Below are 15,490 nucleotides of genomic sequence, written 5' to 3'. Positions count from 1 at the left end.
CGGTGACGGTGGAGCAGCAGGCACGGGGTGCGGCGGGTGCGGGCCGGCGTCGGTCCCGCAAGGACGAGATCCTGGAGATCGCGGTCGGCCTGTTCGCCGCCCGCGGCTATCACGGTGTGTCGATGGACGACATCGGCGCGGCGGCGGGGGTCACCGGTCCGGCGCTCTACCACCACTTCGCCGGCAAGGAGGCGATGCTGGCCGCCGCGTTGATCCCGGTCAGCGACGGGCTGCTGGCCGGTGGGCGGGAGCGCGCCGCCGGGCACCCGGATGACCCGCGCGCTGCGCTGGAGTCGCTGATCGACTTTCACGTCGAGTTCGCGCTGGCCAACCCGGCGGTGATCGCGTTGCATCTGCACGAGCTGGACCGCCTGCCCGACGAACCGCGGCGACGGATCCGCCGGCTGCAACGGCTCTACGTCGAGGAGTGGGTGACGGTGCTCACCGCGCTGCACCCCGGCATGCCCGACGGGGAGGCGCGGGTGCTGGCGCACGCCGCGTTCGGCCTGATGAACTCGACGCCGTTCCTCGGTGGCGAGGTGGACCGCCGACGCCGCGCCGAGCTGCTGCGCGACGCCACCCTGGCCGCGCTGCTCGCCTGAGCCGACTCGTCAGTAAGGCACCGGTCGTGGTTCCCTGACTACCGTCCCAACCCCTGGACGCTGGGAGGAAACATGATCGAGTCACTGCTGGTCGCCAATCGGGGCGAGATCGCCCGCCGGATCATCCGGACCGCCAAGCGGCTCGGTATTCGCGCGATCGCGGTGTACTCGGAGGCCGATGCCCACCTGCCGTTCGTCGCCGAGGCGGACGAGGCGGTCCTCATCGGTCCGCCGAACCCGGCGCAGAGCTACCGCAACACCGAGGCGATCCTCGCCGCCGCGAAGGCGACCGGTGCGCAGGCCATCCACCCCGGCTACGGCTTCCTGTCGGAGAACGCCGAGTTCGCCCGTACCGTCGAGTCGAGCGGTCTGATCTGGGTCGGTCCCGGCGCGGACGCGATCACCGCGATGGGCGACAAGATCAACGCTCGGAACCTGATGGCGGCGGCCGGCGTTCCGGTCGCGCCTGGCACCACCGACCCGGCCGCCGACCTGGACACGGCGGTGGCCGCCGCCAGCGAGATCGGTTACCCGGTGATGGTCAAGGCCGCCGCCGGTGGCGGCGGCATGGGCATGGGTGTGGCCGTCGACGAGGCCGCGCTGCGCACCGAGTACGACAAGGTACGCGCGTTCGCCGAGCGGATGTTCGGCGATGGTTCGGTGCTGATCGAGCGGTACTTCCCCCGGGTGCGCCACGTCGAGGTGCAGATCCTCGGCCTGGCCGACGGCCGGGTGGTGGCGCTCGGCGAGCGGGAGTGCTCGGTGCAGCGGCGCAACCAGAAGCTGGTCGAGGAGTCTCCGTCCCCGGCGGTCTCGCCGGAGCTGCGTGAGCGTTTCCTGGCGGCCGCGGTGCGCGCCGGTGAGGCGGTCGGCTACCGCAACGCCGGCACGGTGGAATGCCTGTTGGTCCCGCGCCAGCGGGACGCTGCTGGCGCTGTGCCCGATTCCGAGGAATTTTTCTTCCTGGAGATGAACACGCGGCTGCAGGTGGAGCACCCGGTGACCGAGTACGTCTACGGCGTCGACCTGGTCGAGGAGCAGTTGCGGGTGGCGTCGGGGCTGGCGCCGACCTTCGACCCGGACGCGCTGACCCCGCGCGGGCATGCCATCGAGATGCGGATCAACGCCGAGGACCCGAAGCGCTTCCTGCCCGGGCCGGGCGTGGTCCGGACCTGGGTGGAACCCGCCGGTGAAGGGGTCCGGGTGGACTCCGGCTACACCGAAGGCAACACCGTCACCCCGTTCTACGACAGCCTGATGGCCAAGTTGATCGTCAGCGGCGACACCCGCGAGCAGGCGATCGCCCGCGCCCGCACGGCCGTGGCCGCCTTCCAGATCGAAGGCCCGAAGAACAACCTCCCCTTCTTCAAAGAGCTCCTGGAGAACGAGGAGTTCCTCTCCGGCGCCTACGACACCGGCATCGTCTCCCGCATGCGCTGACCCCCGACTTGTTGATCAAGAGGTTTGCGTCAGGATCCCGGCCACGGATGACGCAAACCTCTTGATCAACGCCGGTGGTGGCGGGAGTGGCATGCTGGGGGAACTTCAGCACAGCACGACGTCACAGTGAGGTGACCCCTTATGGCGGACCTGCCGGATTTCGTCTCCATTCGCGAGGTTGGGCCACGGGACGGGCTGCAGAACGAGGACCCGATCCCGACCGACGCCAAGGTGCGCCTGCTCGACGCGCTCTCCGGCACCGGCGTACGCCGGATCGAGGCGGTGTCGTTCGTGCACCCGAAGGCGATCCCGCAGATGGCCGACGCCGACGAGGTGTGGCAGCGGGCGGTGCGGGCCGACGGGGTGCGCTACTCGGCTCTGGTGCCGAACACCCGGGGCGCCCAGCGGGCGCTCGCCGCCGGGTTCACCGAGATCGAGGTGGTGGTCTCGGCCAGCGACACGCACAACCGACGCAACGTCAACCGGACCACGGACGAGTCACTGGACGACATCGCCGAGTTGATCGACCTGCTGCACGGAGCCTCCGCGCGGGTCGAGGTGATCGTGGCGACCAGCTTCGGCTGCCCGTACGAGGGGGACATCGACCCGGAGCGGGTGGCCGGCATCGTGGACCGGGTGGTCCGCGACGGCGCGGACCGGGTGGCGTTCGGTGACACCACCGGCATGGGCACTCCGCGCCGGGTCCGAGAGCTGCTGACCGCGGTACGCGACCGCAACGCGCAAGTGCCGGTGCTGCTGCACTTCCACAACACCAGGGGTACCGCGTTGGCCAACCTGATGACCGCGCTGGAGTTGGGGGTGACCGAGTTCGACGCCAGCGTGGGCGGCCTGGGCGGCTGCCCGTACGCCCCGGGGGCCAGCGGCAACCTGGCCACCGAGGAGGCCGTGCACATGCTGCACGACATGGGCATCGACACCGGCATCGACCTGGCCGCCCTGATCGAGGCGGCCGAGTTGGCCGAGCACCTGCTGGGCAAGAAGCTCCCGTCCGGGGTGCTGCGCGCCGGCCCCCGTACCCGGTTGACGCCGATGCCGAGCTGACCGTTCAGGAACGCGGGGAGGGGCCGGCGTCGTGCCGGCCCCTCCGTCGTGTCCGGTCGATCAGCCCACCGGGGTGAGCACGCTCGGCCAGCTGTCGCGGAAGATGTCCGCTCCGGCGCGGTCCGTGCTGCGCTCGGTGGCGAGGGTGCCGGCGAAGAGGTTGGTCACCCGGTTCGCCTCGGCGGTGCTCGGGTACGGGTTGGTGCAGCTGGTGCCGGCGCTGCCGCCGGACATCAGGAGCGAGCAGTTCCCGTTGTAGTTGTCCGGCAGGCCGAGGATGTGCCCGATCTCGTGGGTCATGATCCGCAGCACGCTGTACTGCGCGGCCTGCTGGGTGTCGATGTAGACCCGGCCGTTGCCGAGGCTGGTCCGGACGGCGTACGAGCCGCCGCCGGTGATCCGGTAGATCCGGAGGTTGGAGCCGCAGTTCGCCGAGAGCGTCAGGTTCGACGTGGCGTTGTTCCAGATCGAGGCGGCCTGGTTGGCGGTGCTGGCGTAGCTTCCCGCCTGGCTGGTGTTGTAGCAGATGGTCATGGCGGCGGACGCGGGCGACGGGTTGGCGACCGTGACGCCGAGGGTGGTGAGTGCCGTCGCGAGCAACGCGACCGCGAGCCGATTGAGTCGTGAGGTCATCGCTGACTCCAATCCGGGAGGAGGGGGTGTCAGGAGCCTAGCGACATGCATCTATGTACTTCAATGCTTCTTTTGAAGGCGCGGCCGGGAGGTGGCCTCTTCCGCCGTCCGATCCGCCCAGCGGGTCGCCGAGCGTCGCACGGATGCGATAGCCTAACGATCGTTCAGTTCAATGCGGCGAGGGAGTCAGCGTGACGCTCGACGGTGAGGCGCTGGAGCAGCTCCGCAAGCGCGTACGGGCCGGCGGCGCGGAGAAGTACCACGCGGCGAACGCCGCCAAGGGCAAGCTCTTCGCCCGGGAGCGGGTCGCGCTCCTGGTCGACGAGGGCTCCTTCGTCGAGGACGGCCTCTACGCCAACGCACTTGCCGACGGGCTGCCCGCCGACGGCGTGGTCACCGGCACCGCCACCATCGACGGCCGGCAGGTCTGCCTGATGGCCAACGACTCCACCGTCAAGGCCGGCAGTTGGGGCGCCCGCACGGTCGAGAAGATCATCCGGATCATCGAGCGGGCGTACGGCGCCAGCGTGCCGATGGTCTACCTGGTCGACTCGGCCGGCGCCCGGATCACCGACCAGGTCGACCTCTTCCCCGGTCGGCGCGGCGCCGGCAAGATCTTCTGGAACCAGGTTCGCGCTTCGGGCTCGATCCCGCAGGTGTGCGCGCTTTTCGGCCCGAGCGCCGCCGGTGGGGCGTACATCCCGGCGTTCTGCGACGTGGTGGCCATGGTCGAGGGCAACGCCAGCATGTACCTCGGCTCCGACCGGATGGTCGAGATGGTCACCGGCGAGAAGACCACCCTGGAGGCGATGGGCGGGGCAAAGGTGCACACCGCCGAGTCCGGCGTGGGGCACTTCCTCTGCCAGACCGAGGCCGACGCACTCGACGTGGTGCGCCGCTACCTGTCGTACCTGCCAGCCAACTGGACCCAGGCGCCGCCGGCCGCCGAGGCGGTGGCCGCGCCCGCGAAGGCCGACCTGGCCGCGCTGGTGCCGGCCAGCGAGCGGCAGGCGTTCGATATGCGGCGGTACGTCAAGGGCCTGCTCGACGAGGGTTCCTTCTTCGAGATCCAGGCACTCTGGGCCAAGGAGCTGACCATCGGCTTCGGCCGACTGAACGGCGAGGTCGTCGGCGTGGTCGGCAACAACTCGATGTTCAAGGGCGGCGTGCTCTTCGTCGACTCGGCCGACAAGGCGACCCGGTTCGTGCAGCTCTGCGACGCGTTCAACGTGCCGCTGCTCTTCCTCAGCGACGTGCCCGGCTTCATGGTGGGCAGCGCCGTGGAGAAGCAGGGCATCATCCGGCACGGCGCGAAGATGATCACCGCGATCTCCGAGGCGACCGTGCCGAAGATCTGCGTGGTGGTCCGTAAGGCGTACGGCGCCGGCCTCTACGCGATGGCCGGGCCCGGGTTCGAGCCGGACGCCACCATCGCGCTGCCCAGCGCGAAGATCGCGGTGATGGGGGCCGAGGCCGCAGTGAACGCGGTCTACGCCAACAAGATCGCCGCCATCCCGGACGCGGACGAGCGGGCCGCCTTCGTGGCCGCGAAGCGCGCCGAGTACGAGCAGGACATCGACGTCGTCCGGCTCGCCAGCGAGCTGGTGGTGGACGCCATCGTCGAGCCGCACGACCTGCGTACCGAGCTGGTGCGCCGGTTCGCCGCAGCGCGTACCAAGGATCGGCAGTTCTCCCGGCGCCGGCACGGCGTCACCCCGGTCTGACCCGACGACCGACCGAACGGCCACAGCGAACCGTCCCGGCGTCACGAGCGCCCGGCGGCCCCGTCCACACAGGAGGATGAGATGGACTTCCGGCTCACCGACGAACAAACGGCGCTGCGGGAAAGCGTGCGGGACTTCGCCCGCGAGGTGGTCGCACCGGTCATCGCCGAGCACTACGAGCAGCACACCTTCCCGTACGAGGTGGTCCGGCAGATGGGCAAGATGGGCCTGTTCGGCCTGCCCTTCGGCGAGGAGCACGGCGGCATGGGCGGCGACTACTTCGCGCTCTGCCTCGCCCTGGAGGAGTTGGCCCGGGTCGACTCCAGCGTGGCGATCACTCTGGAGGCGGCGGTCTCGCTCGGCGTGATGCCGATCTACCGGTTCGGCACCGACGAGCAGCGCGCGACCTGGCTGCCGAAGCTGCTCAGCGGCGAGGCGCTGGCCGGTTTCGGGCTCACCGAGCCGGGCACCGGGTCGGACGCCGCCGGCACCCAGACGCGGGCGGTGCTGGACGGTGACCACTGGGTGATCAACGGCTCGAAGGCGTTCATCACCAACTCGGGCACCGACATCACGGCCCTGGTCACCGTCACGGCGGTGACCGGCACGAACCCGGACGGCTCGAAGGAGCTGTCGACCATCATCGTGCCCACCGGTACGCCGGGGTTCACCGTGGCGCCGGGTTACTCCAAGGTGGGCTGGACCGCCTCGGACACCCACGAGCTGACCTTCGACGACTGCCGGGTGCCGGCCGCCAACCTGCTCGGCGAGCGGGGCCGGGGCTTCGCCCAGTTCCTGCAGATTCTCGACGAGGGCCGGATCGCCATCGCCGCGCTGGCCGTCGGCCTCGCCCAGGGCTGCGTCGACGAGTCGATCAAGTACGCCAAGGAGCGGCACGCCTTCGGCCGGCCGATCGGTGCCAACCAGGCGATCCAGTTCAAGATCGCCGACATGGAGCTGAAGGCGCACACCGCCCGGCTGGCCTACTACGACGCCGCCGCCCGGATGCTGGCCGGCGAGCCGTTCAAGCGGCAGGCCGCCATCGCCAAGCTGCACGCCAGCACGATCGCGGTGGACAACGCCCGGGAGGCGACCCAGATTCACGGCGGCTACGGCTTCATGAACGAGTACCCGGTGGCCCGGTTCTGGCGGGACTCCAAGATCCTGGAGATCGGCGAGGGCACCAGCGAGGTGCAGCGCATGATCATCGCTCGCGATCTGGGTCTCTGACCGGTCCCCGAGCCGGCCGGCACCCCGATCGGCCGGTCGCTTCGGGTAGGGGTGCCCGTTCGGCTGTCGGATATCGGCGAGTGGGCGTCGGCAGCCCGACGTTCGACTGCCGATGGTGGGAGTCGATCCGTACTCTTCGTGCCCATGACTCCCGATCATGATCGGTCGCGGAGCCCGGCGGGCCGTACCGGGCTGCCGGACCTGCTGCGTGGGCACCGGCGTACCGCCGGCCTGACCCAGGCCGAGCTGGCGTCCCGGGCCGGCGTGGGCGTGCGGACGGTGCGTGACCTGGAGCGTGGTCGGTCGGTCCGGCCGCAGCGCACCACGGTTGAGCTGCTTGCCGCAGCGTTGGACCTGACCGGCGCCACCCGGGCGACGTTCCTGACTGCCGCCCGCAGCACCGCCAGCGGTGAGCCACCTCAGCCGGATGTCACCCCGGCGGCGCTCGCGATCACCGGCAGCACCGCGTCGACAGCCGAGCCCGCCGGATCCGGCCCGCAGGTCGCCCTTCCACCGCCGGTCGCGCTGATCGGCCGCGACCGCGATGTCACGGAGTTGGCCGGGATGCTGACCGCGGAGCGTGGTCCCCGGCTGGTGAGCCTGGTCGGGCTGGCCGGGGTCGGAAAGACCGCGCTCGCGCTCTCCGTGGCGCACGCGGCAGCCCGTGCCCACTCGGGCGGCGTGGCCGGGGTGCTGGTCGGCGAGGGCTCGGACGGACCGGATGTGCTCGCCGCCTCGATGGCCGTGCTCGGCGCGGCCCGGCTGCCGGAACTCGTCGCCCGGCTCGCCGGCCGGCCGGCGCTGTTGGTGATGGACGCGGTGGAGCGCGCACCGGGCCCGGTGGCCGAGACGCTGCACCGGCTGACCGGCGTGCTGCCCTCGCTGCGGGTGCTGGTCGCCGGGCGGCATCCGGTCGGGCTGCCCGGCGAGCGGGTCTGGCCGGTCGCGCCACTCGACGTGCCGCCGCCGGGCGCCGAGCGGCGTGGGCCGGCCACGCTCGGGTCGTGGCCGGCGGTCGCGCTGTTCACCGCCCGTCTGGCCCAGGTCCGTCGGGAGCCTCCCACCGCGGACGAACTGCCTGCTCTGGCCGCACTGGTCCGCCGGCTGGGCGGGCTGCCGCTGGCCATCGAGCTGATGGCCGCCCGGGGCAGGATCCTCGACCTCACCGAGCTGCTCGACCGGTACGGCGACCGGGTGCTCGACCTGGCGACCCCCGCCGACCCGGCGGTCCACCCCGGCTGGGACGGGCCCGACGCGACCATCCGCCGCTCGGTCGGCGCGGACGACACCGGGGCAGTCGTGGCGGTGACCCTGCGGGACGCGGTGGAGACCAGCTACCGGCTGCTCGCGTCGGACGAGCGGGCCGCGCTGCGCAGGCTCGCCGTGTTCGGCAACCGCTGGTCGGTGGAGTTGGCCGAGGAGATGCTCGTCGACGAGACCGACCGGGACGGCGCGGCGGCGATCGATCCCGTTTCGCTGTTGGACCGGCTCGTCGAACTCGGCCTGCTGAGCGTGCGCGGCACCGGGCCGTACCGGTTTCGGCTGCTTGACGCGGTACGCGACTTCGCCGCCGAGCAGGCGGCCGGCGGCGGCGAGCTGCCCTCCATCCGGCGTCGGCACGCGGTGGTGGTCACCCGACTGGTGGCGCGGACCGCCACCGATCTGGTCGGTCCGCGGCTGCCCGAGGCGTTGCACCGGCTGGACGAGGTGACCAGCGACATCAGTTCGGCGCTGGCCCACGCCGCAACCGACGATCCGGTGACCGCGCTCCGTCTGGCGGCCTCCCTGACCCGCTGGTGGCGGTTCCGTGGCCGGGATGTCGCCGGCCGGCAGTGGCTGCGCCGGTTGTTGGCCGATCCACGGACCGTCGACGCCGATCCCGTCCTGCGGGGCTGGGCCGCCCTCGGGGTGGCCCGGCTCGCCGCCGAGCACGGCGCGGGCGCCGACGAGCTGCCGACTGCGCGGGCCGCGTTGGACGCGTTCCGGCAGGCCGGCGACGTCAGCGGGGAGTTGGAGTCGCGGATCGTGCTGGGCGCGCTGCTGATCGGCGTTGGCCGGCGCGACGAGGCCCGCGAGCAGGCCGAGACGGTGCTCCGGCTGGCCGGCCGCAACGGCCGGATCCGGGACATGGCGGTGGCCCAGAACAGCCTCGCCTGGCACGAGATCCGGGTCGCCGACCTGGCCGCGGCGCACCGCCGGCTGGCCGCGGTGGACCGGCTCGCCGCCGAGTGCGGGGAACAGCGGCTGCGGGCCCTCTCCTGGGCCAACCGGGCCGAGGTCGTCCGCCTCGAGGGCCGGTACGCCGACGCGGTGGACCAGGGCCGACGGGCGGTGGCGGCGTTGTCCGAGCTGGGTGATCCGCGGCACCGCCGACGGGTGCTCGGCACGATCGGGTTGGCGCTCGCCCAGGACGGTCGCGGTGACGAGGCGGCCGAGGTGCTCACCGAGTTGCGCGCCGACGCCGCCGAGGTGGGAGTAGGCGTACGGTCGCGGCCACCAGCGGAGCGGGCCGGACCGCCGCGACCGCGTCTGCACGGTGCGGTGCCGGCCGGGGGTGGCCCGAAGGCGGCGATCTGTGCGTTGATCGAGGGAAACCTGGCGCTGCACCGGGGTGACCGGGAGCTGGCGGCCGAGTGGTTCGCCGCCGCCGCCGAGGTTGGTCAGGACCGGCGGGACGGGGTGGAGGCGCTGGTCGGGCTGGCCGCGAGCACCGCCGACGCGGCGATCCTCGACCAGCTGGACCGGGTCTGCCAGGAAAGTGGCATCCGCCTGCTGCCGCAGGAGTCGGAACTGCTCTACGCGCTGACCGCCACCCGGGGCGGGCCCGCCGAGCGGTAGTCGCGGCGGGTTGCCGGGTGGAGAGTGGCGCGGGCGAAAAGCCCCCTTTGTTGCTACCCCTCGCTGTTCGCCCGCGCCGTCACCCCCCGGTGAATCCCCGGTGGACGAAAGCCTGCCACCGCGATCGAGGCGGAAAGCCTGTTTCGGGCGGCATGTCGGGGTGGCAAGGTCAGTTCTGCCGGTCTTTCTGCCGGTAGCGCCGACACCGCCCCCGGTCGGTCGCCGACTGCCAAACGGGCGGCCGACGACGGTCAGTGGGCAGCGCCGTCGACGGCGGCGATCTCCTGCTCGGTACTGCCAGCGGTGGCTCCCGGATGCACGGCGTCACGGACCCGGCGCAGGCCGTCGAGCAGGGCCGCCAGAGCCTCGGGGTCGAGTTGCCCGGTGAACCACTGCTCGATGATCCGCAGGTGCCCGGGCAGCGTCTCATCCAGCCGCCGCATGCCAGCGGCGGTTACCACGGCGAACGAGCTGCGCCGGTCGGACGGGCAGGCCCGGCGGGTGAGCAACCCGTCGCGTTCCATCCGGTCCACCACACGAGTCACCCCGCTGGTGGACAGGGAGGTCTGCGCCGCGAGGTCCGACATCCGCAGTTGGTTGCCCGGCGAGCGGGCCAGTCGGGTGAGCACCTCGAACTCGACCACGGAGAGGCCCTGCTCGTCGAGTTGGGCAGCGAACCGGGCCGACAGACCGGCATGCACCTCGTAGAGCAGGCCGACGGCGGTGATCCGGGGGTCGTCGAAGACGTTGGTCACTCGTTCATCGTACCAGTACTTGACAGGGGGAATGTTGTTGCGGTTATATTTGCTCAAGCAGTCGTTGGGCTACTAAACATTCTCTGGAGGACATCAGCATGACCAGCAGCATCGATGCGGTTACCCGCGACTGGGACGGCCTCACCATCCCGACCCCCGGCACCTACGCGCTGGACGTCGCGCACAAGCGGGTCGGCTTCGTCGCTCGGCACATGATGGTCAGCAAGGTCCGTGGCGAGTTCAACGAGGCGACCGCCACCATCACCGTCGCCGAGGACCCGCTGCAGTCCTCGGTCGCTGCCACCATTCAGGGTGCCAGCATCGACACCACCCAGGCCGACCGGGACGCGCACCTGCGCAGCCCCGAGTTCCTGGATGTCGAGAACTTCCCGACCCTGGAGTACCGCAGCACCGGGGTCAAGTCCCGTCGTGGCAACGAGTTCGTGCTCTCCGGTGAGCTGACCATCAAGGGTGTCACCCGCCCGGTCGAGCTTGAGGTCGAGTTCGAGGGTGTCGGCCGCAGCCCGTTCGGCCAGGACATCTTCGGCTTCTCCGCGAGCACCGAGATCGACCGCGAGGAGTTCGGCCTGACCTGGAACGTCGCGCTGGAGACCGGCGGCGTACTGGTCAGCAAGAAGATCAAGATCGAGATTGAGGGCGAGGCCATCCGCCAGGCCTGATCCTTCGGATCGCCGGTACGCCGGGCCCGCGCCGTACGTCGGCGCGGGCCCGGCGTCGTCTCCGCCGACCTCGTGGGAATTGTCACGAGTTGTTCGCACGGCTACTGGGTCCGGCCAGGCGCCGACGGGGTACAGATGGCGCCACGAGCGCGTCTGGCTCCGGTTGGTGAGGGATCACCCGGTGCCGGCCTCTGGCCCCGGCCAGGCAAGCGCTCTTAACGTGGATGGTTCACACTGCGCTTTCCGGGACGGCAGGATCCCGACCGCGCCGGCGTCGGGAGGACACATGGGCAGGGACGTCTCGCAGGGCGCCTTCTCCCGGGAGGACCGCGTCCGCTACCGGCAGAAGGTCCGGCGCTGCCTGGACGTCTTCGCGCTGATGCTGGACGACTTCGGCTTCGACGCCGACCGGCCGATGACCGGGCTGGAGATCGAACTCAACCTGGTCGACTCGGCGGCCGAACCGGCGATGCGCAACGAGGAGATCCTCGCCGACATCGCCGACCCGCTCTTCCAGACCGAGCTGGGGCAGTTCAACCTGGAACTCAACGCCGAGCCCCGGCTGATCGAGGGCACCGGCTTCGCCGACTACGAACACGACCTGCGCGGCAGCCTCTCCCGGGCCGACGAGCGGGCGGCCAAGTCCGACGCGAAGATCGTCCTGGTCGGCATCCTGCCCACCCTCACCGAGGGGCACCTGGTCGAGGACAACCTCTCCACCAATGAGCGCTACCGGGTGCTCAACGACCAGATCGTCGGTGCCCGGGGCGAGGACATCGAGCTCGACATCCGCGGCGTCGAGCAGTTGCGGACGCACACCGACTCGATCGCCCCCGAGGCCGCCTGTACCAGCCTCCAGTTCCACCTCCAGGTGGCGCCGGACAGCTTCGCCGACTACTGGAACGCGTCGCAGGCCATCGCCGGGGTGCAGGTGGCGATCGGGGCGAACTCTCCCTTCCTGTACGGCCGGCAGCTCTGGGCCGAGACTCGGATCGCCCTCTTCGAGCAGGCCACCGACACCCGTCCGGACGAGCTCAAGGCACAGGGCGTACGCCCTCGGGTGTGGTTCGGAGAGCGGTGGATCACCTCGATCTTTGACCTGTTCGAGGAGAACGTCCGGTACTTCCCGCCGCTGCTGCCGATCTGCGAGGACGAGGACCCGGTGGAGGTGCTGCACGCCGGCGGTGTGCCCCAGCTCGGCGAGCTGCGGCTGCACAACGGCACGGTCTACCGCTGGAACCGCCCGGTCTACGACATCATGAACGGCCGCCCGCACCTGCGCGTGGAGAACCGGGTGCTGCCGGCCGGCCCCACGGTGGTGGACATGCTGGCCAACGCGGCCTTCTACTTCGGCCTCGCCCGCGGCCTGGCCGAGGCGGAACGGCCGATCTGGAGCCAGCTCACCTTCAGCTCCGCCGAGGAGAACTTCCACGCCGCCGCCCGGCGCGGCCTGGACGCCGTGCTGCACTGGCCCCGGGTCGGCGACGTGCCGGTCACCAAGCTGGTGCTGGAGCAGTTGCTGCCCACCGCCGCAGCCGGCCTGGACGGGTTCGGTGTCGCCCCGGAGCAGCGGGACCGGCTGCTCGGCATCATCGAGCAGCGCTGCCGGACCGGCCGCAACGGTGCCGTCTGGCAGACCGAGGCGGTCTGGGCGGCGGAGCGGCACCGGGGCATGGACCGGCCCGCCGCGCTGCACCACATGGTCCAGCGCTACGCGGAACTCCAGCGCGGCAACGAGCCGGTGCACACCTGGCCGGTCGACTGACTCCGCGCGCCCAGCTCGCCCACCGCGTTGGCGGCTCGCCGCCGTCGCCGGGGCTCAGTCGGTGGCGGGTCGCCCGGCCCGTCGCGGCGACCTGCTCCGTCGGCCGCCCGTCGCCGCACCCGCCGCCGAGTCACCGTCCGCGGAGTCGGTCGGATCGGCGAGGTCCGGGTCCGTGCGCGGTGCCGGCACCCGGGGTACGCCGGCGGTGCCCCGCTTCCGTGGAGTGGCCTCGGTCACCGGGGGTACGGCGCCGGCAGGGACCTTTCCGCGCCTGGTGGTGACCTCTGCCGAAGGGGTGACCGCCGCCGGCTCGGGCTCGGCGGCCCGGGGCGAGCCGGGCTCGACGACGGTGTGCGGGCGGGCCGCGTTCCGGTTCCGGTCGGCCCGCTCGGCGAAGACGGCGATCAGCACCGAGCCGCCGATGCCGGCGATCACCGCGTACGGGGCGATCAGTTGGGTGGACAGCTGTGCCGGACCCAGTGCCGACCAGCGCGGCACGGTGGTCAGGTAGGCGAGCGCGACGAGCAGTGGACCGGCCGCGCCGGAGGCCGCCGCGCCGACCCGGTGCCCGGGCGACCTCGCGGCCCGTCGGGCGGCCAGCGCGCCGATCACCAGTGCGGGAACGAGCGCCAGCAGCGCACCCGGCCAGTAGAGCTGGTCCCCGATCCAGTACCGCGGGTGATCCGGGTCGAGCTGCCAGGTGCCGAGCTGGGCGCCGGTCAGCCCGCGTCCGACGCGTACCCCGTCGATCACCGAGACCACCGCGAGCAGCCAGAGCCAGGCGGCCGTCGCGGTCACGTTCAGCGCGGCGGTGCGGGAGCGCAGCGCCCAGACCGCGACGAGCACGCCGATCAGGATGCCCAGTCCCGCGTGTACGGCGGCCACCCGTTGCGGGGCCCCGGTGTCGGCGCCCATCGCGACCCGCGCAGGTACGGAGACCAGCAGCACGGTGACCAGCCCGCCGATCCCGGCACCGAGCGCCAGGGCGATCCGTCGCAGCAGGCCCTCGTCCTCGTTGGGCAGGGCCTCGGACGCCTGCGCCGACTGGTCGCCCGTCTCGGCCGGTCGGTCCGCCGTCGTGGGGCCGTCACCGTCGACCACAGCCGGAAGTCCGGTCGCGAGCGTCGCCCGGTCTGGCCGGGCCGTCTGGTCCGACCTGTCCGCCGGTCGCGGCTCGGGCACGGCGGGAGGCGTCGGCTCCGTGTCGGTCACCCTCGGATCGGCCACCGGCGGCACGGCCCGCTGGTGCAGCCGCTGCGCACAGACCGCACCCAGCACGGTCGAGCTGGCGGCGAGCCAGGTGGCCCAGGCGAGGCCGTCCGGCCATGCCGTCTCTGTGGCTCCGGCATCGGTTGGCGTCCAGGTGATGACGCCAAGCCCGTAGCCGAAGCCCAGTTGCGCGGCGCCAGCGCCGGCAGCGACCCCGATCGCCGTCGCGATCGATACTCCCCAGCCCCGTCTGGCCATGCCGGGCAGCGTAGCGTCCCGTCGTCGGCGCGGCGAGTCGCGACGACCCGCCGGGGTTGGCCGGCGGCGCAGCGTGTTGGGCGGCGACGGGTACGGTCGCCGGTGATGAGGCGGTGGGCGGTATGACGGACGCGAACACGGGTCGGCAGGATTCCGCTGGCGACCGGGACAACGGCGGTCCTGGACGGACCAGCGTGCTGCTGGGTGGCGGGCTGGTCGCCGTGCTCCTCGCCGCCGTCGGTGCGACCGGCGGCTGGCTGCTGGCCGGCGGGGACGACGGATCTCCGTCGGATCCGCTGGCGGTGGCGACCGCGACCGGTGCGCCGACCGACCAGGCCACCGCACCCCGGCCCAGCACCGGCCGGACCACGCCCTCCACCCCCCGGACCTCCGGCACTGGGACGAAGGGGACCGGGCTGACCGTGCCACCGGTCGTGGGCACCGACTTCGTGCAGGCCCGGGACATGTTGCGCAAGCAGCGGCTGGGCTGGCGGTTGGTCTTCGGCACGGGCACCGGTCGTACGGTCGAGAGCAGCTCGCCCGCCGTGGGTACCGACGTTGCCCGGGGCGCCACGGTGCAACTCCGCGTGGCCGGTCCCGCGCCGGCCGCCGAGGTGCCCGATGTGGTCGGCGACAACTGCTCCGATGCCGCCGACGACCTGGTCGACGAGGGGCTCTACCCGAGCTACCGCAGCGGACGCAGCGGAAAGGTCAGCCGGCAGGAACCGGCCGAGGACGGCCCGGCCCGCTGGAACGACGAGGTCAGCATCTGGTGCGGGGCGGCAGCGCCACCCACCCAGGCGAGCCCGGAACCCACCCCCTGATCCCGGCCCAGCGATCGACCATCACCACCGACCGCCTTGTGGGTGCCAGAGATCGGGGCATCCGACCGCCGACACCGGTTCGAGCCGGGCGGTTCGGGCCGCTGATACCCGCCGATGACGGTGCGGGCGGTTAGGTTGGCGGTCGAGGGCCATGGCGCCCGCCCGGTTCGGGAAAGGACGGTGCGATGAGCGACGACCGCCAGGGGCCGCCCACCGGGGAACACGACGACGACCGGACCCGACCCCTGCCGCCCGCCGCCGACCGGCCGGAGCCGCCACAACCAGCCGAGCCCGCCACCCCACCCCGCGCCGCGGCGCCGGACGAGACCGCGCCGATCGACCGCACCGCGCAGCCGGACGAGACCGCGCCGCACGACCGCACCGCGCAGCCGGACGAGACCGCGCCGCACGACCGCACCGCGCAGCCGGACGAGACCGCGCCGCACGACCGCACCGCGCAGCCGGACGAG

At 72.1% G+C, this 15,490-nt stretch carries 12 protein-coding genes and 1 pseudogene; 10 read left to right on the top strand and 3 right to left on the bottom strand.

What is annotated here, in order from left to right:
• The first annotated feature begins 2 nt into the window (after positions 1–2).
• From ABZV00_RS02180 to ABZV00_RS02170, 3 genes are all read left to right on the top strand, one after another.
• A complete protein-coding gene (locus ABZV00_RS02180) occupies positions 3–602 on the top strand; it encodes a TetR/AcrR family transcriptional regulator (protein ID WP_328422099.1) in 600 nt (199 codons plus the stop codon).
• 72 nt (positions 603–674) lie between these two features.
• Positions 675–2,042 carry a biotin carboxylase N-terminal domain-containing protein gene (locus ABZV00_RS02175; RefSeq protein WP_355601079.1) on the top strand — a complete coding sequence of 456 codons (1,368 nt, stop codon included), beginning with the start codon at positions 675–677 and terminating at the stop codon, positions 2,040–2,042.
• Positions 2,043–2,183: 141 nt separating this feature from the next.
• Positions 2,184–3,104, top strand: coding sequence for a hydroxymethylglutaryl-CoA lyase (locus ABZV00_RS02170; protein ID WP_355601077.1), 921 nt, complete (start codon positions 2,184–2,186; stop codon positions 3,102–3,104).
• 60 nt (positions 3,105–3,164) lie between these two features.
• Here ABZV00_RS02170 and ABZV00_RS02165 read toward each other — a convergent pair whose 3' ends face one another.
• On the bottom strand, positions 3,165–3,737 hold the full coding sequence (locus ABZV00_RS02165; RefSeq protein ID WP_328422105.1) for a snapalysin family zinc-dependent metalloprotease: 573 nt from the start codon (positions 3,735–3,737) through the stop codon (positions 3,165–3,167).
• A 191-nt stretch (positions 3,738–3,928) separates the two neighbouring features.
• On the opposite strand from ABZV00_RS02165, the gene ABZV00_RS02160 reads away from it, so the two are divergent.
• From ABZV00_RS02160 to ABZV00_RS02150, 3 genes are all read left to right on the top strand, one after another.
• Complete coding sequence (locus tag ABZV00_RS02160) at positions 3,929–5,461, top strand: acyl-CoA carboxylase subunit beta (RefSeq protein ID WP_355601075.1); 1,533 nt, start codon at positions 3,929–3,931, stop codon at positions 5,459–5,461.
• A gap of 81 nt (positions 5,462–5,542) precedes the next feature.
• Positions 5,543–6,691, top strand: a complete 1,149-nt coding sequence (locus ABZV00_RS02155) for an acyl-CoA dehydrogenase family protein (RefSeq protein WP_355601074.1) — start codon at positions 5,543–5,545, stop codon at positions 6,689–6,691.
• Between the two features lie 144 nt (positions 6,692–6,835).
• Positions 6,836–9,529 carry a helix-turn-helix domain-containing protein gene (locus tag ABZV00_RS02150; protein WP_355601072.1) on the top strand — a complete coding sequence of 898 codons (2,694 nt, stop codon included), beginning with the start codon at positions 6,836–6,838 and terminating at the stop codon, positions 9,527–9,529.
• A 251-nt stretch (positions 9,530–9,780) separates the two neighbouring features.
• Here ABZV00_RS02150 and ABZV00_RS02145 read toward each other — a convergent pair whose 3' ends face one another.
• Positions 9,781–10,284 carry a MarR family transcriptional regulator gene (locus ABZV00_RS02145; RefSeq protein ID WP_328422112.1) on the bottom strand — a complete coding sequence of 168 codons (504 nt, stop codon included), beginning with the start codon at positions 10,282–10,284 and terminating at the stop codon, positions 9,781–9,783.
• Positions 10,285–10,382: 98 nt separating this feature from the next.
• Here ABZV00_RS02145 and ABZV00_RS02140 point away from each other — a divergent pair, with 98 nt between their 5' ends.
• Positions 10,383–10,964 (top strand): YceI family protein, encoded by a 582-nt coding sequence (locus ABZV00_RS02140; protein ID WP_328422113.1) that lies wholly within the window; start codon positions 10,383–10,385, stop codon positions 10,962–10,964.
• A 286-nt stretch (positions 10,965–11,250) separates the two neighbouring features.
• Positions 11,251–12,729, top strand: coding sequence for a glutamate--cysteine ligase (locus tag ABZV00_RS02135; RefSeq protein ID WP_355601069.1), 1,479 nt, complete (start codon positions 11,251–11,253; stop codon positions 12,727–12,729).
• Between the two features lie 54 nt (positions 12,730–12,783).
• Here the strand turns inward: ABZV00_RS02135 and ABZV00_RS02130 are convergent, their stop codons facing one another.
• A complete protein-coding gene (locus ABZV00_RS02130) occupies positions 12,784–14,196 on the bottom strand; it encodes a hypothetical protein (RefSeq protein WP_355601067.1) in 1,413 nt (470 codons plus the stop codon).
• Between the two features lie 122 nt (positions 14,197–14,318).
• Between ABZV00_RS02130 and ABZV00_RS02125 the strand changes: the two genes are divergently transcribed.
• Together ABZV00_RS02125 and ABZV00_RS02120 are read left to right on the top strand one after the other, a co-directional pair.
• The gene (locus ABZV00_RS02125) at positions 14,319–15,020 is read left to right on the top strand and encodes a PASTA domain-containing protein (protein ID WP_355601065.1); all 702 of its coding nucleotides are present in this window, start codon (positions 14,319–14,321) and stop codon (positions 15,018–15,020) included.
• Between the two features lie 185 nt (positions 15,021–15,205).
• Positions 15,206–15,490: pseudogene (locus tag ABZV00_RS02120) on the top strand (hypothetical protein); the annotation flags it as partial.

This window comes from Micromonospora sp. NPDC005173, from assembly GCF_040608515.1.
Taxonomy (GTDB): domain Bacteria; phylum Actinomycetota; class Actinomycetes; order Mycobacteriales; family Micromonosporaceae; genus Micromonospora.
Note: the sequence above shows the minus strand (reverse complement) of the source record. Positions and strands in the feature narration are given on the sequence as shown.